The organism is Streptomyces sp. NPDC058307 (assembly GCF_042880295.1).
In the GTDB taxonomy this organism is placed as follows: domain Bacteria; phylum Actinomycetota; class Actinomycetes; order Streptomycetales; family Streptomycetaceae; genus Streptomyces.
The window spans coordinates 142353-169237 of sequence record NZ_JBHVYZ010000009.1; the positions used below are offsets into that span (position 1 = coordinate 142353).

Here is a 26885-nt window from a genome sequence, read left to right on the forward strand (position 1 = left end):
GCGCCGCATGAGCGCCTTACGACGGGACGGTCGTACGTCGATGAGCCCCCGCGCCGGGAACACCGGCCCCCACACCCTCGCGTTCGTGGAGAGCCCGGTCCAGCTGCTCAACGTGCTGGAGTGGGCGCACGCCCACGCACCCGGCGTGCGGCTCACCCTCGTCGTGCTGTCCCCGACCGACCCCATGACCCGCGGTCAGCTGCGCCGGATGGCGGAACTCGCCCGCGAGGAGGGCCACGAGGTCCGCTGGGAGGAGGCGAGGGGCGGCCCCGCGGCCCCCTTCCAGACCATCGGCGGCCTCGCGGGCATGCTCCGCAAGGCGAGCCGTGTGGTCCTGGGCGACCCGTTCTCCCGCTATGTGCAACTGCTCCTGACGATCACTCGCGCGACCGACCTGGTCGTGGTCGACGACGGCACGGCGACGATGGAGCTCGTCTCCCAACTGGCCGGCGGTGAACGCCTGGTGCGCTGGCACCGCAAGGGCGGCCGCCCGAGCCCCCGCGACCTCGCCTTCGCCCCGATATCGGCGGCGGCCCGCAGGCGCCTGACGCCGGGGGAGGGCAGGGGAGTCGAGATCTTCTCCTCGATGCCGATGACGCAGGCGCCCACGGGAGTGACGCTGTCGGTGCACTCCTTCGCCTGGACCCGCGTCCGCTTCGGCCCGCCGCGCATCACGAAGGGCGCGGACATGGTCGGCACCTCGCTGGTGGAGACAGGCGTGGTGGACGCCGACCGCTATGTGGAGGCGGTCACCCGCCTGGCCAAGACCCACGGCGCCACCCGCTACTTCGCCCACCGCCGCGAGGCGACGGACAAGCTGCACCGGCTGGCCGTGGAGACGGGGCTGGAGATCGTCCGCCCGGACCTCCCCCTGGAGCTGATCGCCCGCCGCGGACCCATCGGCCGTACGATCCTCAGCTTCCCGTCGACCGTGGTCCACACGCTGCCGCTGGCGCTCGCCGGGACGGGGGTCCGCGTGGCCGTGTGCGACATCGACCCGGACTGGCTGACGGAGACGGCCTCACCGCGGGCGCAGGGGTTCTTGTCGGGGGTCACGGGGACGGCCCGGGATGTGCACCGGCTGTCGGCGGTGGCGACGGGCTGATTCTCAGCCGCATCGTCTAGCATCGTCGTTCACTTGTGCGACGTTCGATGAGGGCTACGGCGGGGGTGGCTGGAGTGAGTGCCGAGGCGTTGCGGGGACGGCTGACGGACTTGGCGGCCGTGGGGCAGGGCAACCTGCGTGAGGCAGTGGGGGAGTTCCGGCGCAGCGAGGTGCTGGTGCCGGTCGTGGACGGTTCGTTGCTGTCGGCGGAGTCGGGCGGGATTCGCTGGCTGTTCGCGTTCACGGATCTCGCGGCACTGGAACGATTCGCCGAGGCGCGGGGTGAGGCCGTGCCCGGGTGGGTGCCGGTGTTCGGGGCGCGTCTGCTGGACCAGGTGATCCCGAGGGTGGACGGTCCGACGGGGATCGCGGTGGACGCGGGGAGCCCGACGGGTCTCGTGCTGCCGCCGGTTGCGGGGATCGTGCCGGACGCGGTGGCAGTGGACATCGCTTCGACGGAGCCTGCGGCGTGAGCGCCGGTGACGGCTACCAGGTCGATCCGCAGGCGATGGAGCGGATCACCCGGGGCATCAACCAGGCGATGGCGGAGCTCAAGGAGTTCGGCTTCGACATCGAGGCGAACCTGGGCCGAGGCTTCGACGACCTCGCGATGACCGGCCTGGAGGTCGGTGACGACGGCCTCCAACAGGTCTTCGCCGACTTCTGCGACCGCTGGGGCTGGGGCGTGCGCTCGCTGATGCAGGACGCGAACGAGTTCGCGGGCCGACTGGGCCTGTCGGCGGGGATCTACCACGAGCAGGAGCAGTACGTCTCCGACACCCTGAAGTCGGTGTGGACGGCGGGCACGGGCAACCCGTATCTGTCGCCGGACGAGGTGAAGGCACGTTCCTGGTCGGAGACGCTGAAGGACAACCCGGTCAGCCAGGTGGCGAACGCGGACTACAGCGCGGAGTCCTTCACGTCGGGCCAGGACGAGGTGAAGGCGGCCTGGACGCAGGCGGCGGAAGACGTTTCGACATCGACGGTGACGCCGGACGCGTTCTTCGACCCGGATACGGACTGGCAGTGGAGCGGGCCTCCCTCTTCGGCTGCTGACGGGGAGGGGGAGGGCTGATGGGCATCGGGGATTTCGTGGACGGCCTCGGGGACGGCCTGGAGAGTGCTGCCGAGGGTGTCGGCAAGGGCGTGGGCGAGGCGGTCAACTGGACTTCCGACCATGTGGCGGACGGCCTGTCCGAGGTCGGCGCGGACGGCATGGCCGAGGACGTACGGGACTTCGGCGAGGGCGTGAACAACCGTCTGGGCGGCACGGTCGCCGAGCGCGCGCTGGGCGAGAGCGAGGACCCGAAGGAACTCGTCCACGGCAGCGAGCCGGCGCTCCGCGAACGGGCGGGGCATCTGCGAAAGTTCGCGGCCGCCTTCGAGAACGTCGGCCAGGGCATGCGCTCCCTCGACCCGGGCGAGTGGCGGGGCCAGGCGGCGGACGCGTTCCGCGCGAAGTTCGACGTACAGCCGAAGCAGTGGCTGACGGCGGCGGACGCCTGCACGGCGGCGGCTTCCGCGCTGGACACGTACGCGGACACGGTGGCCTGGGCACAGGAGCGGGCGCAGGTGGCGATCGAGAAATACCGGGCCGCGCAGGACGCCTCCCGGCGGGCGGCCGACACCTACGACGCGCAGGTGTCGGCGTACAACCGGGCGGCCGAGCGATACAACGCGACCGCCGAGGCGGGCGGCGACCCGGGCGTGAAGCCGACGAAGCCCGGCGATTTCACCGACCCCGGGACGGCGGGCCGCAAGGAGGCACAGGAGATCCTGTCCGACGCGCGGCGCCAGCGCACCGACGTGGCGCAGGAGGCCCGCGGCAAGATAGCCGCAGCGATGGAGTCGGCCCCGCCGAAACCGGAGTTCACCGACCGCCTGGGCGCGGGCGCGACGGACCTGTTCGTCGGCACCCAGCTCAACTCGGTCCACGTCCTGGGCGGCCTGCTGCGCGGCGGCACGGACATGCTGAAACTGGCACGCACGGTCAACCCGCTGGACCCGTACAACCTGACCCACCCCGGCGACTGGTCGAAGAACTCCCAACTCCTGCTGGCGGGCCTGGTGGGCACGGCAGCCCACCCGGAGCGGCTGCCGATGTCGCTGTTGGGGACGGGGTGGTCGAGCGATCCGGGGGACGCGTTGGGGTATCTCGCGTCGAACCTGATCGGGGGGAAGGGCGCGGGGGGTGTGGGGCGTGCGGTTGGGCGGGATGCTCTGCGCGGGGTCGCGAAGGACGCGGCGACGGGAGCCGCACGGCAGGGCACGCGCCGGGGACTCATGGACGTCGCCCGGGAACTGAGGTGCAAGCTCTTCGGCAGCGACCCGATCGACATGGCCACCGGCCGCATGTCGCTGCCGCAGACGGACGTGTCGCTCCCCGCGCGGCTGCCCCTGATCTTCACCCGCCAGTTCGAGTCGTCGTACCGGGCGGGCCGCTGGTTCGGCCCTTGCTGGACGTCGACGGCGGACCAGCGCCTGGAGATCGACGCGGAAGGCGTCATCTTCGTACGCGAGGACGGCTCGTTGCTGGCGTATCCGCACCCGGCGCCAGGCGTCCCGGTGCTACCGCTGGAGGGCGCTTCCTGGCCGCTGACGGTGGACGAGTGGGGCGACTACACGGTCACCGACCCGGAGTCCGGCCGTGTCTGGGACTTCGCTGGCCCGGGCGGCGACGGCATAGCCCTGCTGTCCCAGCTCATCGACCGCTCGGGCAGCCAGTGGCTCACCTTCGAGTACGACGACGAGGGCGCCCCCACGGGCATCGTGCACTCGTCCGGCTACGACCTGAGGATCACAACCGAGGACGGCCGGATCACGGCCCTGCACCTCACCGACGACATCGAGTTGGTCCGCTTCACCTACGACGCGCATGGCCACCTGTCGACGGTGACGAACTCCTCGGGCCTGCCGACCCGCTTCACCAACGACTCCACCGGCCGGATCACCGCCTGGACCGACACCAACGACTCCTCGTACCACTACGTCTACGACGACGAGGACCGCTGCACGTCACAGGGCGGTGAGGCGGGCCACCTGAGCTACACGTACTCCTACGGCGACCCCGACCCGACCACCGGGCACCGGACGGTCACGGCGGTCGACTCGCTGGGCCACAGCACCCGTTACGAGGTCAACGGCGACCTTCAGGTGGTGGCGGAAACGGCCCCGGACGGCGCCACGACCCACACCACCTACGACCGGGCCCACCGCCCGCTGACCATCACCGACCCACTGGGCCGCACGGTGGGTTACACCTACGACGGGGCTGGCCGCACGGTCCTGGCAGTCCGCCCGGACGGCCGCTACACCAGCGTCGCCTACGACGACCAGGGCTTGCCGATCGCGGTGACCGGCGCCGACGGCACGCATGTCACCCAGCAGTTCGACGCGTATGGCAACCGCACGGCGGTGACCGACACCTCCGGGGCGACGACCCGCTTCACGTACGACGACCGGGGTCACCTGGAGTCCGTCACGAACGCCCTGGGAGACACCACAAGGGTCCGCTGCAACGCGGCGGGCCTGCCCCTGGAGATCACCGACCCCCTGGGCGCGGTGACCCGCTACGAACGCGACGCCTTCGGCCGCCCGGTGACGATCACGGACCCGACGGGCTCCGTGACCTGCCTGGAGTGGACGGTGGAGGGCCGCCTGTCCCACCGTACGGCGGCGGACGGCACGACGGAGTCCTGGACCTACGACGGCGAAGGCAACTGCACCACCCACACGGACGCGTCGGGCGCGGTGACCCGCTACGAATACACACACTTCGACCTGCTGGCCGCCCGCACGGACCCGGACGGCGTGCGCTACGAGTTCGCCCACGACACGGAACTACGCCTCACGCAGGTGGTGAACCCGCAGGGCCTGACGTGGAGTTACGAGTACGACCCGGCAGGCCGCCTGATCGCGGAGACGGACTTCGACGACCGCAGGCTGACGTACGACCACGACCCGGCAGGACAACTGAGAGGCACCACAACCGCTACCGGCCAGTCGATCCACTTCACGCGGGACGTACTGGGTCAGGTGATCCGCAAGGAGGCGGCCGGTGCGGTCACGACGTACGCGTACGACCTGACGGGCGCCCTGACGGAGGCGACGGGCCCGGACGCGACCCTGATGCTGCACCGGGACGAAGCGGGCCGCGTGCTGTCGGAGACGGTGAACGGCCGCACGCTCACCCACACGTACGACGTGCTGGGCCGCCGCACCAGCCGCACCACGCCGTCCGCCGCGACGACGACGTGGTCGTACGACGCGTCGGGCAACCGCACCGGCATGGTGGTGTCGGGCCGCACCCTCACCTTCACGCACGACGAGGCGGGCCGCGAACTGACCCGCCACGTAGCCGAGTCGGTGACCCTCACCCAGGCGTTCGACCCCTGGGCCGCCTGACGAAGCAAGACATCATCGGCCCGGCCGGCAGCCACCTCCAGCACCGCGCCTACACCTACCGAGCCGACGGCAACCTCACGGCCATCGACGACCACCTGAACGGCACGCGCCACTTCGACCTGGACATGGCGGGCCGTGTCACGGCCGTCCACGCGGCGAACTGGACGGAGACGTACGCCTACGACGAGGCGGGCAACCAGACGGCGGCGAGCTGGCCCTCCAGCCATCCCGGCCAGGAGGCAACCGGGACCCGCTCCTACAACGGAACCCGCATCACCCGCGCTGGCTCCATCCGCTACGAACACGACGAAGCGGGCCGCATCACCCTCCGCCAGAAGACCCGCCTGTCCCGCAAGCCGGACACCTGGCGCTACGAATGGGACGCGGAGGACCGCCTGACGGCGGTGACAACCCCCGACGGCACACGCTGGCGCTATCGCTACGACCCGTTGGGCCGCCGTATCGCGAAGCAACGCCTGGCGGGGGACGGCACCTCGGTCCTGGAACAGGTGGACTTCACCTGGGACGGCACGACCCTCTGCGAACAGACCACGACATCCCCGTCTCTCCCCAACCCGGTCACCCTGACCTGGGACCACCAGGGCCTGCACCCGATCGCCCAGACGGAACGCATCACAGCCGCCGACGCCCCCCAAGACGAAATCGACGCCCGCTTCTTCGCCATAGTCACCGACCTGGTCGGCACCCCGACCGAACTCATCGACGAGACCGGCGACATAGCGTGGCGCATGCGCAGCACCTTGTGGGGCACAACGGCCTGGGCTGCCGACAGCACGGCCTACACACCCCTCCGCTTCCCGGGCCAGTACTTCGACCCCGAAACGGGGTTGCATTACAACTACTTCCGGCACTACGACCCCGAAACGGCGCGCTATCTCACTTCCGATCCGCTCGGGCTGGGACCCGCGGACAACCCGACGAGTTACGTCCAGAACCCCCATACCTGGACCGACTCGCTCGGCCTCGCTGGATGTAAGCCGGGCGCTGAGGTTGACCCCCGCAAGCTGGACTACCTGTTCAATAAGAACATCAAGCCGGATGCGCACAACTCGCCACGAGCACTGCAGAATGAAATGCAGCTGCGACGGATCGGCATCCCTGACACCCCAACAATGCGGCAGCATGTGACCGAGCACTTGGTAAGTGCGTCCCAGCAGCCGTTCGAGAGGACCTTCTCCAAGCAATGGGACGGTGGGAGCGGTGAATTCGGTGTGACAAGTTCCGTCATTCACGGGCCACGCGGGGCGCTAGGTGTCGAGAGCACCTGGGAGGTCTTGAGTGATGGCACGCGCCGGCTGTCTACCGTAATCTTCCGTGGCAGCGGCCCAGGCGTGAGCATTGTCAAACACGCAGATCACTGGCCACCCTATGGCCACTAGTCCTGTGAGGAAGAAGAAGCATGTATAGAGAGTTCATTGCCCCCAGCGACCAGGAGATCATCGAACAGCTCGGTGAGTGGCCCGAGACGGAGGAAGAAAGCGGGGCCCGTGTGCTCACTTTGCGAGGGTCGAATGGTGAGTCCATGTTGGTCTCCTACGACACGCTCGCCCGGTCGGTGCGAGTCCGCTGGGAAAACAGAGAGGGAGAACAGATCCTGGATCTATTCCGTGAAAGCGCTACAAGCATGACTGTGCATGCTGATGGCACCTCCAGTCGAATCCTCATCGACTTCGATATGGGTGAGTGTGGGGGAAGAATGGAGGTCTCCATCCTTCCAAGTATGAGCATCAGGGATCACCTCATGTTCACTTGATGTGACGGCACTGCAAGTCGGTAGAAGTGACGAGACGGCGAAAAGTGGCCCGGCAAAGTGATGCAGTCAGGAAGCAATCGGTCTCACGATCCCGAATCCGTTGTCAGCAACCGTGCAGAATTTTCCCAGACGTGGCTGCAGAGTAAATCTGTTGCTCCCATCGAATGAAATGCATCCTATCGGGCGGATCGGCACCGTCGGAGAATTCGCATGTGGCGTGAAATAGCCTTTGAATTTTGAATATAGAGCTCCACAGTCCTACCGCCGAAGAGGCCCTGGTGCTGCTCGAAGAACGACTTGGGCAGTCGGTTCCGCCGCCACTTCGATCTCTTCTTGCGGAGACTGACGGAATCAATGCCGAATATGGTGTCGAGGTTGTCTGGTCGGCTGATCGAATTCTCGCTGAGAATATCTCGCTCCGTAACGATGAGCAGCTCCGGAACCTCTACATGCCGTTCGATCCGCTCCTCTTCTTCGGCGACAACGGTGGTGGAGATCAGTTCGCCTTCATCCGGACGCCTGAACGGGATGATGTGTTCGTCTGGGATCATGAAACGGATAGCAGGAACTGGATCTCGCCGTCCCTTGAGAGCTTCTTGCGGAGCGCCCTGGGGAGCGGGGGCGGGGACTGGTATCGCTAACAGACCGCAACGTACCCCCGGCCGGGGGGGGGAGGCTGACGTGGGGCGACCACGAAGTCACGCTCAGGGCCCGGCGGACATGCTCGAAGGTAATAAGATGCGTTCAATTTCCTGAGAAGCAACAGGTGAAGAATGTCGTTCGGTCCCGCTCCCACGGGCTTCAGCCCTCCCACTCCGCCTTCCTGGACCCCTCCCTCAGAAGTCGAGCAAGCGCTGCTGGACGCCAAGTCTCGTGACGACTGGCCCGCGTACTTCGATGCACTTGCGCAGAGTCGGGTGTACTTCGAGATCCGGCGCGACAAGGTGGACGCCAGGTCCACTGACATTCGCCCCCTCTTCGAGTCCGACCCCCGAGTCGCCGGTGGGAGGATCTGGGCTGTCTACACCGAGGGCATGTTGCCCGTGCCCGAACCGCATCGCGTGTTCGACTGGTATCCGCTTTCGTGGTTCGCAAAGGTATGGGATCCGACAGACCCGCCGATGATCGTTGTCAATCCCAGGACACCGTGCGAGGCATTCCTTCCCTCCGCGCCGCCGCACTCCCACGCCTGGGGCCAGTACACCGACCGAAAGAAGGGCCCTTCGGACGAGGCAGCCCTGCGGACTCTTCGGGTGGGCGGCCCATTGCACGGGCCCGTGGCACATGGGCTGGCTTGCGGTGCTCACCTCATCGTCCGCCAGGGCCTACCGTGGAACGCCCTGGCGTACCACGGTCAGGGCTACCCCGCGGAACGCGAAATGCTGCGAACCTCGTGGGGCATAACAAGCCATCAGCAGTGGCAGGCCCAGCAGCACGCCCTGCTGTCCACCGACGGCGCCAACCCGGTCTGGGAATTCGCTCTCGGTCTGCGCCGCGTCATCGCCCGTGACTTCGGCGGATACGTCGAGACCGCCTTCTGGAGGGACTCGGCCGCGCGGGTTCTGCGCCAGCGTGATGAGGGCGAGACCCTTCTCACCCCGGACGGCATCACGAAGACCGAACCCGTCCCTGCGGCGGAGACCGAGGCGCGCATCAAGGGCGTCCAGCACCTCATTGGCCGTATCACCCGCTACGAGGCCCGTATGCGCGCCGACGGCATCCTCGGCGACGGGCAGTACGTCACCTCCGCCGACGCCTGGGACCTGGGCCGCGCCTCCTGCATGGCCCGCTGGGGTCTGAGCACGCGCTACTGCGACCTGCCGGAAGCGGAGGCCGCCGTCGTCGAGGCCGGGTACAACGCAGCCCGCTGCTATGAGTCCTGGGAGGAATTCTCCGCAGCCTTCATCCTCGGCCGCTGTCTGCAGTTCGACAACGAGAAGTTCGGCAGTTGGTACCAGGACATGGTCACCGTCCACAGGATCCTGACCTCGGAACCCGGCAGTCCCTGGCTCAACATCCCCTTCCGATAGGGCCACCGGGGCTGCCATGCCCGTACAAGATCCTCCGGCCCCCCATGCGCGGTCAGCGGCAGACCGCCTGTCACCCCGCAGCGTGAGACCGCGACACGCGGGGTGTCGGGATCGGTACCGGGGACGGCAAGCAGGTCCCGGACGAGAGCGTCGTACTCATGGCGGCGGAAGGGCTGCTTCTCAAGCCACTTGACCGACCCGACGAAGTGCATCCACTTAACGTAGATCCAGTCTTACGTAGATTGAATCTTACTTACTGTTGCTGCCTTTCTTGGGTCCGCGCGTGGGGCGGATCAGTTGTGCGCGCCTGCCGGTGGGCCCACGACGGTGGTGAGGTGGAGTTTGGTCTCGTCCTCGCTGCCCGGCGCGGCGGTCATGATGACGATCTTGAGTTCGGTGTCGCCGTCGGTCAGGACGTCGCAGTCCACCGTGACCGGGCCCACCGACGGGTGGTCGACCGACTTGTGGACCCCGTGGTTCGCGGTGACCTCTCCCGCCGCCCACAGCTCGGCGAACCTCGTGTTGCCCGCGTTCAGGTCGCGGACCAGCGCGGCCAGGCGGCTGTCCCGGGGGAAGCGGCCGGTGGCGCGGCGCAGGTCGGAGACGAGGGCGGCGTCGGTGGTGTCGGGATCCGCGTCGGTGACCGGCCACAGCGCGAGGGAGGTGTGATCGGCGTCCACCGGGAACCTGTCGCGGGCGAAGTTGCGCATCCGCGGCGGCGCGGCCGAGGGGTCGCCCAGCAGGGCGGCCCACCGGGAGTTCCACCACACCAGTTGCCAGTCCGCCGCGAACACGGCCACCGCAACGTCTCCGAGGCGGACGAGCACGCGTTGCATGCCGGGCGGGAGATGGTCGCTGATCGTGCCGTCCGCCGGCGGCACGATCCGGGCCAGCCGGTAGAGGTGGTCCCGCTCGGCGGTGGACAGCTGCAGGGCACGCGCCAAGGACGCCACCACCGACGCCGAGGGTGTCGTGGCCCGCCCCTGTTCCAGGCGTATGACGTAATCGACCGAAACCCCGGCCAGATCGGCCAGTTCCTCGCGCCGCAGCCCGGCCGCTCGGCGCTTGCGGACGACCGGCAGCCCGGCGGCCGACGGGGGCAGCCGGTTGCGCCACGTGCGGATCATCGCGCCCAGTCCGGCCCCGGGGGGTGTCGTCGTCATGCCCTCCATCCTCCCGCCTCCGCGATCACCTGAAGGGGCGCGAGGGTGGTACTGGTCTTCCCACCGTCGAAGCGTCCCTGGTCCGGCTCGCTCGGCCGGGCAATCATCGAAGGCATGACGATCACCTTCATCACCGGAGCCAACAAGGGCATCGGCCGCGAGACCGCCCGCCGCCTCGTCGCGTGCGGTCACACCGTTCTGCTGGGAGCCCGCGACCGTGAGCGGGGCGAGGAGGCGGCCGCCGCGCTGGGCGCACGCTTCGTCCCTGTCGACGTCACCGACGACGCGTCCGTGGCCGCGGCCGCCGCGGACGTCGCCGAGCAGGAGGGCAGGATCGACGTCCTGATCAACAACGCGGGGGTGCAGGGTCCCTTCGTGGATCCCGGCGACCTCACCGCCGCCGACGCCCGCGCCGTCCTCGACGTCAACGTCATCGGCGTCGTCCGCACCACCGCCGCCTTCCTGCCGCTGCTGCGCCGCTCGGACGACCCCGTGATCATCAACGTCAGCAGCGGCATGGGCTCCCTCGCCTTCACCCACGACCCCGGCCGGTCCGAGTCGCACGTCGTCGTGCCGCTGTACGCCGCCTCGAAGGCGGCGCTGACGATGTTGACCACGCAGTACGCCAAGGGCCTCAAGGGCATTCGTGTCAACGCCGCCGACCCCGGTTACACCGCGACCGACCTCAACGGTCACAGCGGCCCCCAGTCCCTCACCGAGGGCACGGACGCGATCGTCGCCCTCGCCACGGAGGGGCCCGGCGCCGGCACCGGCCGCTTCATCGACCGCCATGGCGAGATCGCCTGGTCCTGAGACCGGCGGGCGGTGCCGGATCACCGGCGCTCAACGTGCGGGCGATGCGTCCTACGCCGGTTTCCTCGCCACCAGGTACGCCCGGGACAGCTTTTCCTCGCCGAGGGGCTCCCTGAGGACTCGGAGGATCACCTGGAAGCCTGCCTCGGTGAGGGGCTCGGCGACTGCCTCCGGGGCGCGCAGCCAGTAGTCGAGGGAGATCTTGTGGCCGAAGCGTTCGTCCAGGTGCATGTGGGTGCCGCCGGGCTCGTACTGGAAGCCGATCAGGGCGTGGGCGCCGGGGGCGAGGACGCGGTGGAACTCTGCGAAGGCCGTGGGGAGATGGTCGTCCGGGACGTGGATGATCGAGTACAGCGCGGTGATGCCGCCCAGGGTTTCCGACGGTAGGTCGAGCGACGTCATCGAGCCCACGTGGAAGCGGAGGTCCGGGTGGGCTCTGCGGGCCAGTTCGACCATCTTCGGGGAGACGTCCACGCCGAAGACCCGGACGCCGAGGTCGTGCAGCGCCGCGGTCACGTGCCCCGGGCCGCTGCCGATGTCGGCCACCGGACCCTTGCCCTGCTCCTTCACCAGCTCCGCGAAGCCGGTGATCTGGGTTCTGTCCAGCGTGGGGATGCCGGCCCAGTCGGAGAACTGCTCGGTGTAGGGCTCGGCGATCGTGTCGTACGCGGTTCGGGTGGCCCGTATGAAGTCGGGGATCTCGGCGTTCACGGGCTGCACCCTAGTGCTCTGACCGTGGAGGGTTCACCGGGTTGGTGTGGCCGTGTGTTCACGGCAGTGGGACCGTCGCCGAGCAAAGCAACTTACGCAACCAAGAGGTTGCGCTTCCTGGAGTGGACGTGCAACCATCGAGTAGCGCATCTAACGGAGGTATGCGGCATGGTTGCTGACAGCATCGAGCGTGAGATCGTCATCGCGGCGCCCGCGGACAGGGTCTGGGAGGTGCTGACCCGGGCCGAGTTCCTGGGTGCCTGGTTCGGCAGCGGCGGCCCCGCCGAGATCGACCTCCGCCCGGGCGGGAGGATGGTCTTCGACCACGGGGTGCACGGCGCCCTCCCGGCCCGGATCGAGCGGGTTGAACGGCCCCGAGTCTTCTCTTACCGCTGGTCGCAGGGGGCCGCAGGGGAGGAGCCGGGCGAAGGCAACGCGACCCTGGTCGAGTTCATCCTGAGTCCGGACGGCGAGGGCACCCGGCTGCGCATGGTGGAGAGCGGCTTCGCCGACCTCGTCATGCCGGAGGAGGACCGGCGTGCCCGGTACGAGCAGAACGGTGCGGGCTGGACGCGGAAGCTCGCGGAGTTCCAGCAGCACACCGAGCAGTTGCCGGTATGACGCTCGACCTCGACGCGGTCGACGACGTGCTGGGGGCACTTGCCGATCCCATGCGGCGCAGGATCCTGGCGGTCCTGGCCCGACAGGGGGAGGGCACCGCAACCACTCTCGCCGCCGAACTGCCCGTCAGCAGGCAGGCTGTGGTCAAGCATCTCGCGGTCCTGGACCGGGCGTGCCTGGTCGCCGGGCACCGGTCCGGGCGCGAGGTCCGCTACGTTCTGTCTCCGCAACGTCTGGACGCGACCGCCCAGTGGATGGCCGACCTCGCCGCCGAGTGGGACGTTCGGCTGCGGGCGATCAAGCGTCTCGCCGAGTCCGCCGTCCCTCTGGACGCCGAGACCGACGGGTGACTTCCCCTGGCGGTCATCGGGCGGCGGGGTGCGGTGTCTTCAGGGCTTCGAGGAAGGCGGTGAAGGCTCCGGCCGGGAAGGTGAGGTTGGCACCGGCCGGGGTCTTGGAGTCGCGGACGGCTATGTGGGAACGCAGGTCCGCGACTTCCACGCAGTCGTTGCCCTCACCTCCACCTGAGAAGGACGACTTCTTCCACAGGGTCACGGCGGTCATGACGGTCCTCACAGTTCCTTGGTCAACTGGTGGATGAGGTCACGAGACTGCTCCGGAGGGAGTGACCCCTCCGTCACCTTACGGAAGAGCTTTCGGAAGTGCTCCAGTTGGGCTTCGGAGTCCAAGAAGGCCGTTCCGTGCGGGGCATCACGAACCACAGTGTCAAGCCGGGGGACCGCTCCACCCAGGTGCACCAGGGCGCTTCCGGCCCCCGCGAAATCGTCCAGAGCGAAGGGGATGACCCGAACGGTGACGTGGTCGGCTTCGGACATCTCCAGGATGCGGGTCAACTGGGTCCGCATCGCGGCGCGTCCCGCCACTCTGATGCGAAGTGCCGCCTCGTGGATCACGGTGTCGTACGGCAGCGGGGCAGGGCCTTCAATGACGACCTTCCGCTTCATCCGGTGATCTACGCGGAGATCCACCTCGCTGTCGGGAAACTCCGGGTTCATGTAGGCGAAGAGGGCCCGGGCGTAGTCCTCCGTCTGGAACAGTCCCGGGACGTGGATGACGGCCACGTCGTGGCGAAACGTGGCGTGGTGATCCAACTCGGCGAGGTCCAGGTAGGCGGCGGGAAGGGCCCCGCGGTACTCCTCCCACCAGCCCTGGGTACGGTCGGTCGCGATCACCACCAGTGCCTCGATCAACTCTGCGTCGGCGCACGTGTAGTTTGCCGCGATCCGGCGTAGTCGCTTCTCGCTGACACCGGCCAGTCCGTACTCGATCTGGCTGATCTGTGCGGTGCTCACCCCGAGCAGGTCCGCTGCCTGGCGGTTCGTCAGTCCTGCAGCTTCGCGGAGCCTGCGGAGTTCGAGCGCCAGACGCAACTGACGTGCGGTCGGTTCGCGCCTCAGCGCCATCGCCTACTCCTCCCAACGCGCCTGGAAGCGCGACTCGTTCGGATTCAGATTACGGGATCGGCTTGCAAAACCTAAACGCTAATCCCTACCGTCGGTGATGCGAGGAACACTCTGCGGAAGTGCACCGCTTCGTCCTGTCGTGACGGCTGCGGCGATGCCACCGCGCGCTCATCCCGTACCAACGCCCGAACTGGAGCTGAGCCATGCCCGAAACCGACCCCTGGGAGTACACCCTGTACATCCCCAACGACGTCCGAGCCGTCACCGTCGCCCGCCGCACCCTCCGGCTCATCCTCACGATGCACGGACTGATCCGCCTGACCGACACCGCCGAGCTCCTCGCGGCCGAGCTGGTCTCCAATGCCGTACGGCATACGAAAGGGCCGGCCGCACTCAGGGTGCGCTGGTCGGCCGGGGTGCTGCGGATCGGGGCGTGGGACGCGGACCCTGGGCCTCCGGAGCCGCCCGGTGAGTTGGACACCATGGGGGAGGTGCAGGAGGGGCGGGGGCTGGCGCTGGTCAAGGCCTGTGCGGATGTGTGGGGCTGGCAGCCGTTGGCCCGGCACGGCAACCGGGGGAAGTTCGTGTGGTGTGAGCTGGGCGCGGCCTGAGGGGTGACCGTGGGGGCACCCGCTTATTTCGGCGCCGATGACCCTCCGGGCCACCCCCGACACGGCTCCCTCTACATACAGCGTGTGGCAGCGAGCGGACGGGGAACGCGGACGAACGGGGACGGCCCCCCAGACGCAAAGGGTGACCACAAGCACAGGCGGCGGCGAGGCGGCGGTGACTTCCAGCACCCTCGGCCGAGGCTCGCCGCAGTCGCAGGCTGCCTGTCCGTCGCCCAGGGTGGCCCCCACCACCACCGATCACCCGTCATAGCCACATCCGCACCCCACCGTGACGACCCCGACCCGCCCCAACCCCGTCCCGATCCCGTTTCGACTGATGAACAGAACCGCCGGACGCAAGCTCAGCATGGTATGTGTGGGAAAGATGGTTCTTACCCATCTCACATCACATCCATGCGTCGAGCGGCCAGATTTTCTTCCCGCTGTGGGTTGAAGTTTTGTTGATCGCGGGTCGGTTGGTCGCCCCGGCGTCCTACCCTTTAGAGGGTGAAGCAACTGATGTCACTGGAGTCCGAGGTCGATCTGCCCGGGGAAGCCGTGCTTCCCGGCGTGCTGAGCGATGAGCTGCACGCCGAACTGGTCCACTTCCGGCGCGACTTGCACATGCACCCGGAGCTCGGCAATCAGGAGTTCCGCACCACCGCGGCGATCAAGGAGCGGCTGGAGCGGGCCGGGCTGAAGCCCCGGGTGCTCGCCGTGGGAACCGGTCTCGTCTGTGACATCGGGGAGTGGGACGGCGAGCGGCCCATGCTCGCGCTGCGCGCCGACATCGACGGGCTGCCCATCCCGGACATGAAGACCGAGTGCTCGTACCGGTCGACCGTGCCCGATCGGGCGCATGCGTGCGGGCACGATGTGCACACGACCGTCGTGCTCGGCGCCGGGCTCGTCCTTGCCGACCTGCACAAGCGGGGGCTGCTGCCCCGACCCGTGCGGCTGGTCTTCCAGCCCGCCGAGGAAGTGCTTCCCGGCGGTGCCGCCGACGCCATCGACTGCGGGGTGCTGGAGGGCGTCGGGAAGATGCTGGCCGTGCACTGCGACCCCCGGGTCGACGCCGGGAGGATCGGGCTCAGGACCGGCCCGATCACCTCCGCCTGCGACCGGCTGGAGATCTCCCTCGACGGGCCCGGCGGACACACCGCCCGGCCGCACCTGACCACCGACCTCGTCACCGCCGCCGCCCGCGTCGTCACCGACGTGCCCGCCATCGTCGGGCGCCGGGTGGACACGCGGGCCGGGCTCGCCGTGACCTGGGGGCGGATCGAGTCGGGGCACGCCCCGAACGTCATCCCGCAGCACGCCGAGCTCTCCGGGACCGTGCGCTGCCTGGACCTCGACACCTGGCAGCAGGCCCCGGACATCGTGGTCGCCGCGATCGACGAGGTCGCCAATCTGCACGGGGCCAAGTCCGAGATCAACTACGTACGGGGCGTGCCGCCCGTCGTCAACGACGCGGACGTCACCGAGCTGATCCGTGCGGCCATGACCGCCCGGCGCGGCGCCGACTCGGTCGAGAGCACCGAGCAGAGCCTCGGCGGCGAGGACTTCTCCTGGTACCTGCAGCACGTGCCCGGCGCCATGGCCCGCCTCGGCGTGCGCACGCCGGGGGAGCGGATCGTGCGGGACCTGCACCAGGGCGACTTCGACGCCGACGAGTCCGCCATCACCGTAGGGGTGGAGATGTTCACGGCGGCGGCCCTGCTGGATGCCGCACAGTGACCCGAGCGTGACGGAACGGCCCCTCGGGGCCGTTCCGCCGACCGGCGCAACATGGTTGTAAGCCAATTGTGCGCACATCGAAATCACGGCGTGCGAAGCCTGCAGAGCCTGAGTTCAGACGCTGTTTGCCTCGAATCGATAACGGCTTCGGAAGAGGTCTGTTTCCGACATCTACGCGCGTTACGATGCCGCGAAGCCAACGCCGCAGGGGCGTACAGGCCCGGGCACTGGCATGGTGCTCACATGAAGCGCCGACAAGGCGCTCAGGTCAGGTGAAGGAGCCTCCCGTGCGCCGGGTAGCCAAGCTTTCCGCTGCGTGTATCGCCACCGCAGCTCTCGCACTGACTGCCACTGCTTGTGGCAGCACCTCCTCCGAGAACGACAGCTCGTCGTCCGCCTCCGCGGGCAGCGGCAAGGGCGGTATCAAGATCGGTCTCGCCTACGACGTCGGCGGCCGTGGTGACCGTTCCTTCAACGACTCCGCCGCCCGCGGCGCCGACAAGGCCGCGAAGGAGTTCGGCGGCTCCCTCAAGGAGCTGACCGCCAAGAGCTCCGACACGGAGGCCGACCGCGAGCAGCGCCTGACCGACCTCGCCGACGCCGGCTACAACCCGATCGTCGCCGTCGGCTTCTCCTACGCCACCTCGGTCGACAAGGTCGCTCCCAAGTACCCGAAGGTCAACTTCGGCCTCATTGACTCGGTCGCGAAGGCCACGAACGTCGACAGCATCACCTTCACCGAGGAGCAGGGTTCCTACCTCGCCGGTGTCGCCGCGGCGCTGAAGACCAAGAAGGCCCACGTCGGATTCATCGGCGGTGTGGACACCCCGCTGATCAAGAAGTTCGAGGCGGGCTACGCCCAGGGCGTCAAGGACACCAACCCCAAGGTCAAGGTCGACGTCCAGTACCTGACCCACGGCTCGGACTTCTCCGGTTTCGCCGACCCCGCCAAGGGCAAGGAGGCCGCGTCCGGCATGCTCGACAACGGCGTCGACGTGATCTACGCCGCGGCCGGCTCCTCCGGCAACGGCTCGATCGAGGCCGTTTCCGGCGTCAAGGGTGCTTGGGCCATCGGCGTGGACTCGGACCAGTACAACATCCCGGGCCTGGCCAAGTACAAGAACTCGATCCTGACCTCGATGGTCAAGAACGTCGACGTCGGCGTCTACGACTTCATCAAGTCCGTCAACGACGGCAAGCCGCTGACCGGCAACCAGATCTACTCCCTCGCCAAGGGCGGTGTCAGCCTCTCCACCAGCGGTGGCTTCATCGACGACATCCAGCCCAAGCTGGACGAGGCGAAGAAGAAGATCGTCGACGGCACCATCAAGGTCAAGACCAGCTGATCTGACGGTTCCCGCCGGAACCCGGGCTCGGCGAGGGGGCCTCGACAACCCCCTCGCCGAGCCATAACAATGTGTCAACTCTACGCGTGTAGCGTGGAGTTGCCGCGCTAGCGTCGCCGACGCCTGCCCCCTCCTACGCAGCCCCTTTCCCCTCAGGAGAGTGCGCCATCAACGCGTCCAGCCCTCCCGCTGCCGTCGAACTGCGCGGCATCACCAAGCGATTCCCCGGCGTCGTCGCCAACAAGGACATCGACATCACCGTCCGCACGGGCACCGTGCACGCCCTGTGCGGGGAGAACGGTGCCGGCAAGTCCACCCTGATGAAGATCCTCTACGGCATGCAGCAGCCGGACGAGGGCACCATCACGGTGAACGGCGAGACGGTCACCTTCCACACCCCCGCCGACGCCATCGCCCGTGGCATCGGCATGGTGCACCAGCACTTCATGCTCGCCGACAACCTCACCGTCCTGGAGAACGTCGTCCTGGGCGCGGAGAAGCTGTACGGCATCGGCGCCAAGGCCCGCGCGAAGATCAGGGAGATCTCCGAGGCGTACAGCCTGAACGTCCGGCCGGATGTGCTGCTGGAGGAGCTCGGCGTCGCCGACCGCCAGCGCGTCGAGATCCTCAAGGTCCTCTACCGCGGCGCCAAGACCCTGATCCTCGACGAGCCCACCGCCGTCCTCGTGCCGCAGGAGGTCGACGCCCTCTTCGACAACCTGCGCGAGCTCAAGGCCGAGGGCCTCACCGTCATCTTCATCTCGCACAAGCTCGGCGAGGTCCTGTCGGTGGCCGACGAGATCACCGTCATCCGGCGCGGCACCACCGTCGGCACGGTCGAGCCCGCCGGTACGACCCCCAAGCAGCTCGCCGAGCTGATGGTCGGCAGCGAGCTGCCCACTCCGGAGACCGAGGAGTCCACGGTCACCGACGTCCCGCTGCTGAAGCTGGACGGCCTGCGCCTGGCCCAGACCGACCTCGACGGCATCGAGCGGATCATCCTCGACGACATCTCCTTCACCATCCACAAGGGCGAGGTTCTCGGGATCGCCGGCGTGGAGGGCAACGGCCAGTCCGAACTGGTCGAGGCCATCATGGGCATCCGCGACCCCGACTCGGGCACGGTCACCCTCGACGGCACCGACATCTCCCACCTCCCCACCCGCCACCGCCGCGAGGGCGGCGTCGGCTACATCCCCGAGGACCGCCACCGCCACGGTCTGCTCCTCGAGGCCCCGCTGTGGGAGAACCGCATCCTCGGCCACGTCACCGAGAGGCCCAACTCCCGCGGCCAGCTGCTCGACATCAAGGCGGCCCGCACCGACACCGAGCGCATCATCAAGGCGTACGACGTCCGCACCCCCGGCATCGACGTCACCGCCGCCTCCCTGTCCGGCGGCAACCAGCAGAAGCTGATCGTCGGCCGCGAGATGAGCCACGCGCCCAAGCTGCTCATCGCCGCCCACCCCACCCGCGGTGTGGATGTCGGCGCGCAGGCCGCGATCTGGGACCACATCCGCGAGGCCCGCCGCGAGGGCCTGGCCGTGCTGCTGATCTCCGCCGACCTGGACGAGCTCATCGGCCTGTCCGACACCCTGCGGGTGATGTACCGCGGCCGACTGGTCGCCGACGCCGACCCCGCCACCATCACCCCCGAGGAGCTGGGCTCCGCCATGACCGGTGCGGCCACCGGCCACCTGGAGCACGCACAGGACTCCGCAGCGGACTCCGCAGAGGACGACGAGGACGACGCCCGATGAACAAGCTGACCCAACGCATCGACAAGGAGCGGCTGCTCCTCGGCATCGCGGCCCCGCTGCTCGCGGTCGTCGCCGCGCTCGTCGTCACCACCCTGGTGATCCTCGCGACCGGCAAGAACCCGGGCGCCGCCTTCAGCGACATGCTGACCTACGGCTCCGCCAGCGACAGCCAGGTCTACATCCTCAACAAGGCGACGACGTACTACCTGGCGGGCGTCTCGGTGGCCATCGGCTTCCGCATGAACCTGTTCAACATCGGCGTCGACGGCCAGTACCGCATCGCCGCGTTCTTCGCCGCGGTCCTCGGCGGCGCGCTGACCACGCCGGGCTGGATCTCCATCCCGCTGATCATCCTGTGCGCCATGGGAACCGGCGCCGTGTGGGCGGGCATCGCGGGCGTCCTGAAGGTGACCCGCGGTGTCAGCGAGGTCATCTCGACGATCATGCTCAACGCGATCGCCACCGCGATCATCGCCTACCTGCTCCAGCCCGGAAAGCTCGCCGAGCTCCAGGCCGGCGGCACGGTCGTCTCCACCAAGCCGCTGCCGTCGTCGTCGTACTTCTTCCAGATCGACACCGGCGCCGCGGGCGAGCTGTGGGGCTTCATCGTCATCGCCGTGCTCGTCGGCATCGCGTACTGGTTCGTCCTCGGCCGCACCCGCTTCGGCTTCGACCTGCGCACCGTCGGCCAGTCCGAGAGCGCCGCCGCCGCGAGCGGTGTCTCGGTCAAGAAGATGATCGCCACCAGCATGCTCATCTCGGGCGCGGTGGCCGGCCTGATCGGCATGCCGACCCTGCTCAACGACAGCCACCAGTTCAGCAACGACTTCCCCGTGGGCATCGGCTTCACCGGTATCGCCATCGCCCTGCTCGGCCGCAACAACCCGGTCGGCATCGCGCTGGGCGCCCTCCTGTGGGGCTTCCTGGAGCGCACCACCAACCACCTGGAGTTCGAGGGCTACGACAAGGAGATCCTCGGCGTGATCCAGGGCGTCATCGTCCTGTCCGTCGTCATCGCCTACGAAGTCGTACGCCGTTACGGACTCAAGCGCCAGCAGCAGCGGGTCGGCGCCGAGCTCGCCGCCCAGGCCGCAGCCCCGACCCAGAAGCAGGAGGTGGCGTGATGACTGCCACGACGACCCACACGCCGCCCCCCGCGGCACCCAAGGCGGACACCGCCACCCGGTCCGGCCGCTCGCTCGGCCAGATCCTCATGATCGTCGCCGGTGCGCTGCTGCTCGTCGCCGCGGTCCGCGTCATTTCCGGCTCCGACCAGCTCACCTCCGAGGGCCAGGTCTCGGCGGCGCTCAGCCTCGCCGTGCCGATCGGCCTCGCGGGCCTCGCCGGTCTGTGGTCCGAGCGGTCCGGCGTGGTCAACATCGGCCTCGAGGGCATGATGATCCTCGGCACCTTCGGCGCCGGCTGGATCGGCTGGCAGTCCAGCCCCTGGCTCGGCCTGCTGTGCGGCGTCGGCTTCGGCGTCGTGGGCGGCCTGCTGCACGCGGTCGCGACCGTCACCTTCGGTGTCGACCACATCGTCTCCGGTGTCGCGATCAACCTGCTCGCGCTCGGCACCACCCAGTACCTCGCCAAGCTCTTCTTCGTGGGCGGCAAGGCGGAGGAAGCGGGCGGCAACCCCAAGCAGTCCCCGCCCGTGGACACACTGCCCAGCTTCGACGTCCCGGGCATCTCCAGCGGGCTGCACTCCGTCGAGAACCATCACTGGTTCCTGATCTCCGACATCGCGGGCATCCTCGGCGGTCTGTTCACCAACCTGTCCATCGTGACGGTCCTGGCGTTCGCGCTGTTCGTCGGCAGCTGGTGGCTGCTGTGGCGCACCGCGTTCGGCCTGCGGCTGCGCTCCTGCGGCGAGAACCCGATCGCGGCCGAGTCCCTCGGCGTCAACGTCTACAAGTACAAGTACATGGCCGTGGCGATCTCCGGCGGTCTCGCCGGACTCGGTGGCGCATTCCTGGCCCTGGTCACCTCGCACACCTACCTGGAGGGCCAGACCGGCGGGCGCGGCTACATCGGCCTCGCCGCCATGATCTTCGGCAACTGGCGGCCCGGCGGACTCGCCATGGGCGCGGGCCTGTTCGGCTACTCCGACGCGCTCCAGCTGCGCAACGGCGGCGAGACCGTCCACGCGCTGCTGCTCCTGCTGTTCGTGCTGCTCCTGGCGATGGCCGGCTGGAAGCTCTACAAGAAGGCGCACTGGCAGGGCGGCATCAGCCTCCTGGTGGCCGCGGGCGTCCTGGTCTGGTACCTGGTCACCGACGAGGTCCCGAGCGACTTCGTGGGCGCCACCCCGTACGTCGTCACGCTGCTGGTGCTGTCGCTGTCCGCGCAGCGCCTGCGGATGCCCAAGGCGGACGGCATGCGCTACCGCAAGGGCCAGGGCAAGTGACCGCCCGGTCCGACGTCGACTGGGAGTCGCTGCGCGAGCGGGCCCGGGACGCCATGTCCCGGGCGTACGCCCCGTACTCCGGCTACCCGGTCGGCGTGGCCGCCCTGGTCGACGACGGCCGTACGGTCACCGGCTGCAACGTCGAGAACGCCTCCTACGGCATCGGCCTGTGCGCCGAGTGCGGTCTGGTCTCGGAGCTGCAGAACACCGGTGGCGGCCGCCTCACGCACTTCACGTGCGTGGACGGCCGGGGCGAGATCCTCGTCCCCTGCGGCCGCTGCCGGCAGCTGCTGTACGAGTTCGGCGGCCCGGACCTGCTCCTGGAGACCCCGGCGGGCATCCTGCCGCTGTCGGAGATGCTGCCGCAGGCCTTCGGGCCGGGGCATCTCACCAAGTAATTCCCGGAAGGAAAGCCCTGCATGGCCATGGACGCCATCTCCGTCATACGCACCAAGCGCGACCGCGGTGAACTCAGCGACGAGCAGATCGACTGGGTCATCGACGCGTACACCCGCGGGGAGGTCGCCGACGAGCAGATGTCCGCGCTTGCGATGGCGATCCTGCTCAACGGCATGAACCGCCGCGAGATCGCCCGCTGGACCGCCGCGATGATCGCCTCGGGCGAGCGCATGGAGTTCTCGTCCCTGTCCCGCCCGACGGCCGACAAGCACTCCACGGGCGGCGTCGGCGACAAGATCACCCTCCCGCTGGCGCCCCTGGTGGCGGCCTGCGGCGCGGCCGTCCCCCAGCTCTCCGGTCGGGGCCTCGGCCACACCGGCGGCACGCTCGACAAGCTGGAGTCCATCCCGGGCTGGCGGGCGCTGCTGTCGAACGAGGAGATGCTGAACGTCCTCGACACCACCGGCGCGGTCATCTGCGCGGCGGGCGACGGCCTGGCTCCCGCCGACAAGAAGCTGTACGCCCTGCGGGACGTCACCGGCACGGTCGAGGCGATCCCCCTGATCGCCTCCTCGATCATGTCGAAGAAGATCGCGGAGGGTACGGGCTCCCTGGTCCTGGACGTCAAGGTCGGCACCGGCGCCTTCATGAAGACCATCGAGGACGCGCGTGAACTGGCGTCCACGATGGTGGGCCTGGGCACGGACCACGGGGTGAAGACGGTCGCGCTCCTGACGGACATGTCGACCCCGCTCGGCCTCACGGCCGGCAACGCCCTCGAAGTCCGCGAGTCGATCGAGGTCCTGGCCGGCGGCGGCCCGTCGGACGTGGTGGAACTGACCCTCGCGCTGGCCCGCGAGATGCTCGACGCGGCGGGTGTGAAGGACGCTGACCCCGCGAAGGCCCTGGCCGACGGCTCGGCGATGGACGTCTGGCGCCGGATGATCGCGGCGCAGGGCGGCGACCCGGACGCGGAACTGCCGGTGGCCCGCGAGCAGCACGTGATCAAGGCGTCGGCCTCGGGCGTCCTGACCCGCCTCGACGCCTACGGCATCGGCGTCGCCGCCTGGCGCCTCGGCGCGGGGCGCGCCCGCAAGGAGGACCCGGTGCAGGCGGGTGCGGGCGTGGAACTGCACGCCAAGCCCGGCGACACGGTGACCGAGGGCCAGCCCCTGCTGACCCTCCACACCGACACCCCGGAACGCTTCGAGTACGCCCTGGAGTCGATCGAGGGTTCCTACGACATCGGGGCACCGGGGACGGACTTCTCGGGGTCGCCGGTGGTGCTGGAGCGCATCGCCTGACCTGGGGTTCCTTTGAGTGAACGGGACCGGCGCACCTGCGCCGGTCCCGTTCGGCATGTTGGGCTGTCCTCATGGATGAGCAGGACGGCGACTACGTCATGACCGACAACGAGTGGGACGAACTGGTCTGGGTCCGGCAGCGGACGGACGTCCCCAAGGGCTGCCGAGTGGAGATCCTGGCAGGGCTGATCACGGTGACGCCCTACTCGGCGGGGACTCACCACGGCATCGTGGAGCGCATGCAGCGGTGCCTGTATGAGGCGATCCCGGAGGGCTGGGGCATCTACCAGTGGCTGGCCATGGCCGTGCCGTCCCGGCTCGGGCTGTACGTGCCCGACCTCGCCGTCGTCCCCCGGGAGGCGCTACGCGCGGGCGACGGGCCGGTGTGCTTGGACACCGCCGAACTCGCCGTGGAGATCACCTCGGAGACCACCGCACTCCATGACCGGACGACGAAGGCCGTCGGGTACGCCGCCGCCGGTGTACCGCTCTACCTCCTGGTCGACCGCCTCGCACCGGACGGACCTGCCGTCACGCTCTACGGAGAACCGGACGACGGTGCCTACCGCGTCCTTGGGACCTACGGGTTCGGCGACCCGGTCACCCTTCCCGAGCCGTTCGCCCTCACTCTCGACACCGGATACCTCGCTCACCCCAACAACGCCGCCACCGCCACCAACACCGGCACCGACAACACCGTCGACACCAGGATCGAGTCCCGGGCCAAGCGCTCGCCCACACCGTAGGTGGACGCGTACGTGTAGAGGTTCTGCGCGGCCGGCAGGGCCGAGGTCACCACCACGTCGAGGAGTTGCGCCCCGTGCAGGCCGAAGACCCCGGCCGCCAGCGCCCAGGCCGCAGCTGGCTGTCCCACCGACTTCAGCGCGACCGAGAGCAGGACGAGCTCTCGGTCCGGGCCCCGGCCGGGCATCGTGCTGCCGCACAGGGAGATGCCGAAGGCGAGGAGGACGGCCGGGACCGACATGCCGCCGATCAGCGTCAGGGGGTCCATGACAGGGGCCGGGACCTTCAGACCGGCCGCCGATACCACCACACCCGCCAGCGAGCCCACCGCGATCGGATTGCGCAGCGGCGCCAGCAGTCTCCGCCACAGCGGGCCCTTCTCGCCGTCGCCCGACGCCAGGTCCAGGACCGTCAGCGCGAGCGGAGTCACTCCCACCAGCTGGAACAGCAGCACCGGCGCCACCAGTGAGGCATCGCCCAGGACGTACACCGCGATCGGGATGCCGAGGTTGCCCGAGTTGACGTACGACGAGCACAGCGCGCCGATCGTCGTACGGCCCAGCCCCCAGCCCCGTACGACACCCACCGCCACGAAGACGCCCGCCGCCGCTGCCGTGCTCAGCGCGGTCACCAGGAGGCGGCTGGAGAAGATCACCGACAGGTCGGCCCGGGCCAGCGTGGTGAACAGCAGGGCGGGGGAGGCGACATGGAAGGCGAGCTTGGTCAGGACCTCCCGGCCCTGGTCGCCGAGGTAGCCGCGCAGACCGATGAGATAGCCGACCCCGATCACCACCGCGATGACCGCGAAGCCGGTCAGCACTCCCTGCACGGGGACTCCTCAAGGACGAGGAGGGCGTGGCGTATCCAGGGAGGTGCTGATGGGTGGCGCATACAGGCAACCCTCGGGGGCAGATGCCACCCAGGTCAACGTGATCCTTCCCGCGCGGACGGGGCGTCGGCCGATGAGTTACGCCCGCCCGCCAGGTCTACCGATCGTGGACGCCATGACACCCGCTGTACTCGTGCTGGCCGGCCCCGTCACCCGGGACGAGGTGGCCGGGCTGAGCGACGAGGTCCGGGCCCTGTTGCGGACGACCCGCGCCGGGGTGGTGGTGTGCGATGTCGCCGGGCTGGGACCACCGGGCCTCGCCGTCGTCGATCTGCTCGCCCGGCTGCAGCTCGCGGCCCGGCGCGCCGGGGGCCGGATCAGACTGCGCGACCCCGACCCCGGCCTACACGCCCTCCTCGACCTCGTCGGCCTCCGCTTCGAGACGGAGGGGCAGGCCGAACAGGGGGAACCAGCGCTGGGTGTCGAGGAAGAAGTGGAACCCGGTGAGCCGGCCGTCTGAGATCTCCAGCACCTGGACCGCCCACGGGATGTGACCGCCCTTGTCCGGGTCCGGCTTGTACTGGGCGAACCCCGGCATGCCGTTGACCTGCACCGGCACCAGACGGGAGCCCTCGCAGGCCGAGCCGAGGGTCGTCATGAAGCCCGTGATGTCCTCGTGGCCCGTCAGCCACAGGTCGAACGGCGGCATCGTCATGATGGCGTCCTCGTGGAGGAGGGCCGTCAGGGCCGTCATGTCGTAGCCCTCGAACGCCTTCACATAACGCTCCAGGAGCTTCTGCTGCTCCTCGTCCAGCGGGTCGGAGACGGCCGCGTCGGCGCCGTGCTCCTCCCGCTCGGCGAGGGTGGCGCGGGCGCGCTGGAGGGCGCTGTTGACCGAGGCGACGGAGGTGTCGAGCAGCTCGGCGACCTCGCTCGCCTTCCAGGCCAGCACCTCGCGCAGGATCAGCACCGCGCGCTGCTTGGGCGGAAGCTGCTGCAGGGCGGCCATGAAGGCGAGCCGCACGGTCTCCTTGGCGACCGCCGCCTCGGCCGGGTCCTCGACGCTCGGCAGGATGCGGTTGTCCGGCATCGGCTCCAGCCAGGTGTGGTCCGGGCGGGGGGACAGGGCGGCCTGGGCGAGGGGCGTCGACTCGGTGAGGTCCATGGGGCGGGCGCGCTTGTTGCCCGCCGTCAGCATGTCCAGACAGACGTTCGTCGCGATCCGGTACAGCCAGGAGCGGAGGCTGGAACGGCCCTCGAACCTGTCGTAGCTCCGCCAGGCCCGCACCATCGTGTCCTGCACCGCGTCCTCGGCCTCGAAGGAGGAGCCGAGCATGCGGTAGCAGTACCCCGTCAGCTCGGTGCGGTGTTTCTCGAGCCTGATGTCGAGGTCTGTCGTAGCCGTAGCATCCGTCATCGTCCACCCACCCCTGTGGCCGTGCTGTGCCGCGCCTTTGCGCCCACTACCCGGAAACTACCGCAGGGGTCTGACAATGGCGTGCCGAGTGGGGAAACGTACAGGTCAGAAGGTTCTCGACCCCGCCGCCCCTACCCGTCCCGTCCTCAGGGGCGCTGCCCCTTCCACCCCAGACGGGCTGGGATCGACCGGACCGTGGAATTCAGCCCCTCCGGCGTTTGAGGAGCGGGGGTCCAGGGGGCAGAGCCCCCTGGGAGCGGGGGCGTGGGGGTGGCAGCCCCTG

At 68.9% G+C, this 26885-nt stretch carries 25 protein-coding genes and 1 pseudogene; 20 read left to right on the top strand and 6 right to left on the bottom strand.

The features are described 5' to 3' along the window. Positions 1–40: 40 nt before the first annotated feature. The 7 genes and pseudogenes from ACFVYN_RS09775 to ACFVYN_RS09805 all read left to right on the top strand — a co-directional run bounded on the left by ACFVYN_RS09775 (position 41) and on the right by ACFVYN_RS09805 (position 9313). Positions 41–1105 carry a hypothetical protein gene (locus ACFVYN_RS09775; protein ID WP_389995133.1) on the top strand — a complete coding sequence of 355 codons (1065 nt, stop codon included), beginning with the start codon at positions 41–43 and terminating at the stop codon, positions 1103–1105. A gap of 65 nt (positions 1106–1170) precedes the next feature. Further along, the gene (locus ACFVYN_RS09780; RefSeq protein WP_389995063.1) at positions 1171–1578 is read left to right on the top strand and encodes an SseB family protein; all 408 of its coding nucleotides are present in this window, start codon (positions 1171–1173) and stop codon (positions 1576–1578) included. Then, a complete protein-coding gene (locus tag ACFVYN_RS09785; protein ID WP_389995066.1) occupies positions 1575–2180 on the top strand; it encodes a hypothetical protein in 606 nt (201 codons plus the stop codon). Before ACFVYN_RS09780 ends, ACFVYN_RS09785 begins: the two co-directional genes overlap by 4 nt. Next, positions 2180–6909, top strand: a pseudogene (locus ACFVYN_RS09790) (putative T7SS-secreted protein). Before ACFVYN_RS09785 ends, ACFVYN_RS09790 begins: the two are co-directional and overlap by 1 nt. A gap of 20 nt (positions 6910–6929) precedes the next feature. Continuing rightward, on the top strand, positions 6930–7283 hold the full coding sequence (locus ACFVYN_RS09795) for a hypothetical protein (protein WP_389995069.1): 354 nt from the start codon (positions 6930–6932) through the stop codon (positions 7281–7283). Between the two features lie 236 nt (positions 7284–7519). After that, complete coding sequence (locus ACFVYN_RS09800; protein WP_389995072.1) at positions 7520–7924, top strand: SMI1/KNR4 family protein; 405 nt, start codon at positions 7520–7522, stop codon at positions 7922–7924. A gap of 738 nt (positions 7925–8662) precedes the next feature. Beyond that, positions 8663–9313 (top strand): DUF1266 domain-containing protein, encoded by a 651-nt coding sequence (locus ACFVYN_RS09805; RefSeq protein WP_389995075.1) that lies wholly within the window; start codon positions 8663–8665, stop codon positions 9311–9313. Between the two features lie 293 nt (positions 9314–9606). Here ACFVYN_RS09805 and ACFVYN_RS09810 read toward each other — a convergent pair whose 3' ends face one another. Then, on the bottom strand, positions 9607–10485 hold the full coding sequence (locus tag ACFVYN_RS09810) for a helix-turn-helix transcriptional regulator (protein WP_389995078.1): 879 nt from the start codon (positions 10483–10485) through the stop codon (positions 9607–9609). 105 nt (positions 10486–10590) lie between these two features. Between ACFVYN_RS09810 and ACFVYN_RS09815 the strand changes: the two genes are divergently transcribed. Beyond that, a complete protein-coding gene (locus ACFVYN_RS09815) occupies positions 10591–11289 on the top strand; it encodes an SDR family NAD(P)-dependent oxidoreductase (RefSeq protein ID WP_389995081.1) in 699 nt (232 codons plus the stop codon). 51 nt (positions 11290–11340) lie between these two features. Here ACFVYN_RS09815 and ACFVYN_RS09820 read toward each other — a convergent pair whose 3' ends face one another. Beyond that, positions 11341–12000 carry a class I SAM-dependent methyltransferase gene (locus ACFVYN_RS09820; RefSeq protein ID WP_389995083.1) on the bottom strand — a complete coding sequence of 220 codons (660 nt, stop codon included), beginning with the start codon at positions 11998–12000 and terminating at the stop codon, positions 11341–11343. A 168-nt stretch (positions 12001–12168) separates the two neighbouring features. Between ACFVYN_RS09820 and ACFVYN_RS09825 the strand changes: the two genes are divergently transcribed. Then, positions 12169–12621 (top strand): SRPBCC family protein, encoded by a 453-nt coding sequence (locus ACFVYN_RS09825; RefSeq protein WP_389995086.1) that lies wholly within the window; start codon positions 12169–12171, stop codon positions 12619–12621. Then, entirely contained in the window at positions 12618–12971 is a 354-nt protein-coding gene (locus tag ACFVYN_RS09830; protein ID WP_389995089.1) for an ArsR/SmtB family transcription factor, read from the top strand. Before ACFVYN_RS09825 ends, ACFVYN_RS09830 begins: the two co-directional genes overlap by 4 nt. Positions 12972–12984: 13 nt before the next feature. Here ACFVYN_RS09830 and ACFVYN_RS09835 read toward each other — a convergent pair whose 3' ends face one another. Both ACFVYN_RS09835 and ACFVYN_RS09840 read right to left on the bottom strand, forming a co-directional pair. After that, positions 12985–13185 carry a DUF397 domain-containing protein gene (locus tag ACFVYN_RS09835; protein ID WP_389995091.1) on the bottom strand — a complete coding sequence of 67 codons (201 nt, stop codon included), beginning with the start codon at positions 13183–13185 and terminating at the stop codon, positions 12985–12987. Positions 13186–13193: 8 nt separating this feature from the next. Next, complete coding sequence (locus tag ACFVYN_RS09840) at positions 13194–14045, bottom strand: helix-turn-helix domain-containing protein (protein WP_389995093.1); 852 nt, start codon at positions 14043–14045, stop codon at positions 13194–13196. Between the two features lie 203 nt (positions 14046–14248). Between ACFVYN_RS09840 and ACFVYN_RS09845 the strand changes: the two genes are divergently transcribed. From ACFVYN_RS09845 to ACFVYN_RS09885, 9 genes are all read left to right on the top strand, one after another. Further along, positions 14249–14656 carry an ATP-binding protein gene (locus tag ACFVYN_RS09845; protein WP_389995095.1) on the top strand — a complete coding sequence of 136 codons (408 nt, stop codon included), beginning with the start codon at positions 14249–14251 and terminating at the stop codon, positions 14654–14656. Positions 14657–15175: 519 nt separating this feature from the next. Continuing rightward, positions 15176–16396: a M20 family metallopeptidase gene (locus ACFVYN_RS09850; protein WP_389995136.1), complete on the top strand. Its 1221-nt coding sequence runs from the start codon at positions 15176–15178 to the stop codon at positions 16394–16396. Positions 16397–16683: 287 nt separating this feature from the next. Next, positions 16684–17742 carry a BMP family protein gene (locus ACFVYN_RS09855; protein ID WP_389995098.1) on the top strand — a complete coding sequence of 353 codons (1059 nt, stop codon included), beginning with the start codon at positions 16684–16686 and terminating at the stop codon, positions 17740–17742. 167 nt (positions 17743–17909) lie between these two features. Next, complete coding sequence (locus tag ACFVYN_RS09860) at positions 17910–19502, top strand: ABC transporter ATP-binding protein (RefSeq protein ID WP_389995139.1); 1593 nt, start codon at positions 17910–17912, stop codon at positions 19500–19502. After that, positions 19499–20626, top strand: a complete 1128-nt coding sequence (locus ACFVYN_RS09865; protein WP_389995101.1) for an ABC transporter permease — start codon at positions 19499–19501, stop codon at positions 20624–20626. Before ACFVYN_RS09860 ends, ACFVYN_RS09865 begins: the two co-directional genes overlap by 4 nt. Next, complete coding sequence (locus ACFVYN_RS09870) at positions 20626–21909, top strand: ABC transporter permease (protein WP_389995104.1); 1284 nt, start codon at positions 20626–20628, stop codon at positions 21907–21909. The genes ACFVYN_RS09865 and ACFVYN_RS09870 overlap by 1 nt, the downstream gene beginning before the upstream one ends. After that, positions 21906–22307 (top strand): cytidine deaminase, encoded by a 402-nt coding sequence (locus ACFVYN_RS09875; RefSeq protein WP_389995107.1) that lies wholly within the window; start codon positions 21906–21908, stop codon positions 22305–22307. The genes ACFVYN_RS09870 and ACFVYN_RS09875 overlap by 4 nt, the downstream gene beginning before the upstream one ends. 27 nt (positions 22308–22334) lie before the next feature. Beyond that, the gene (locus ACFVYN_RS09880; protein ID WP_389995142.1) at positions 22335–23612 is read left to right on the top strand and encodes a thymidine phosphorylase; all 1278 of its coding nucleotides are present in this window, start codon (positions 22335–22337) and stop codon (positions 23610–23612) included. Between the two features lie 71 nt (positions 23613–23683). Next, complete coding sequence (locus ACFVYN_RS09885) at positions 23684–24358, top strand: Uma2 family endonuclease (RefSeq protein ID WP_389995109.1); 675 nt, start codon at positions 23684–23686, stop codon at positions 24356–24358. On the opposite strand, the gene ACFVYN_RS09890 is transcribed toward ACFVYN_RS09885, so the two are convergent. Further along, on the bottom strand, positions 24262–25185 hold the full coding sequence (locus ACFVYN_RS09890) for an AEC family transporter (protein WP_389995112.1): 924 nt from the start codon (positions 25183–25185) through the stop codon (positions 24262–24264). The genes ACFVYN_RS09885 and ACFVYN_RS09890 overlap by 97 nt on opposite strands. 133 nt (positions 25186–25318) lie before the next feature. Between ACFVYN_RS09890 and ACFVYN_RS09895 the strand changes: the two genes are divergently transcribed. Continuing rightward, a complete protein-coding gene (locus ACFVYN_RS09895; RefSeq protein WP_389995145.1) occupies positions 25319–25705 on the top strand; it encodes an STAS domain-containing protein in 387 nt (128 codons plus the stop codon). Here the strand turns inward: ACFVYN_RS09895 and ACFVYN_RS09900 are convergent. Then, positions 25589–26602 (bottom strand): sigma-70 family RNA polymerase sigma factor, encoded by a 1014-nt coding sequence (locus ACFVYN_RS09900; protein WP_389995115.1) that lies wholly within the window; start codon positions 26600–26602, stop codon positions 25589–25591. The two genes, ACFVYN_RS09895 and ACFVYN_RS09900, sit on opposite strands and share 117 nt — an antisense overlap. Between the last annotated feature and the right edge of the window lie 283 nt (positions 26603–26885).

Excerpts from the sequence above, each read along its gene's own strand:
- ACFVYN_RS09870 (WP_389995104.1), top strand. The coding sequence starts at position 20,626 with ATGACTGCCACGACGACCCACACGCCGCCCCCCGCGGCACCCAAGGCG.
- ACFVYN_RS09840 (WP_389995093.1), bottom strand. The coding sequence starts at position 14,045 with ATGGCGCTGAGGCGCGAACCGACCGCACGTCAGTTGCGTCTGGCGCTC.
- ACFVYN_RS09865 (WP_389995101.1), top strand. The coding sequence starts at position 19,499 with ATGAACAAGCTGACCCAACGCATCGACAAGGAGCGGCTGCTCCTCGGC.
- ACFVYN_RS09810 (WP_389995078.1), bottom strand. The coding sequence starts at position 10,485 with ATGGAGGGCATGACGACGACACCCCCCGGGGCCGGACTGGGCGCGATG.
- ACFVYN_RS09835 (WP_389995091.1), bottom strand. The coding sequence starts at position 13,185 with ATGACCGCCGTGACCCTGTGGAAGAAGTCGTCCTTCTCAGGTGGAGGT.
- ACFVYN_RS09805 (WP_389995075.1), top strand. The coding sequence starts at position 8,663 with ATGCTGCGAACCTCGTGGGGCATAACAAGCCATCAGCAGTGGCAGGCC.
- ACFVYN_RS09880 (WP_389995142.1), top strand. The coding sequence starts at position 22,335 with ATGGACGCCATCTCCGTCATACGCACCAAGCGCGACCGCGGTGAACTC.
- ACFVYN_RS09895 (WP_389995145.1), top strand. The coding sequence starts at position 25,319 with ATGAGTTACGCCCGCCCGCCAGGTCTACCGATCGTGGACGCCATGACA.
- ACFVYN_RS09850 (WP_389995136.1), top strand. The coding sequence starts at position 15,176 with ATGTCACTGGAGTCCGAGGTCGATCTGCCCGGGGAAGCCGTGCTTCCC.
- ACFVYN_RS09845 (WP_389995095.1), top strand. The coding sequence starts at position 14,249 with ATGCCCGAAACCGACCCCTGGGAGTACACCCTGTACATCCCCAACGAC.
- ACFVYN_RS09885 (WP_389995109.1), top strand. The coding sequence starts at position 23,684 with ATGGATGAGCAGGACGGCGACTACGTCATGACCGACAACGAGTGGGAC.
- ACFVYN_RS09775 (WP_389995133.1), top strand. The coding sequence starts at position 41 with ATGAGCCCCCGCGCCGGGAACACCGGCCCCCACACCCTCGCGTTCGTG.
- ACFVYN_RS09815 (WP_389995081.1), top strand. The coding sequence starts at position 10,591 with ATGACGATCACCTTCATCACCGGAGCCAACAAGGGCATCGGCCGCGAG.
- ACFVYN_RS09900 (WP_389995115.1), bottom strand. The coding sequence starts at position 26,602 with ATGACGGATGCTACGGCTACGACAGACCTCGACATCAGGCTCGAGAAA.
- ACFVYN_RS09830 (WP_389995089.1), top strand. The coding sequence starts at position 12,618 with ATGACGCTCGACCTCGACGCGGTCGACGACGTGCTGGGGGCACTTGCC.
- ACFVYN_RS09825 (WP_389995086.1), top strand. The coding sequence starts at position 12,169 with ATGGTTGCTGACAGCATCGAGCGTGAGATCGTCATCGCGGCGCCCGCG.
- ACFVYN_RS09795 (WP_389995069.1), top strand. The coding sequence starts at position 6,930 with ATGTATAGAGAGTTCATTGCCCCCAGCGACCAGGAGATCATCGAACAG.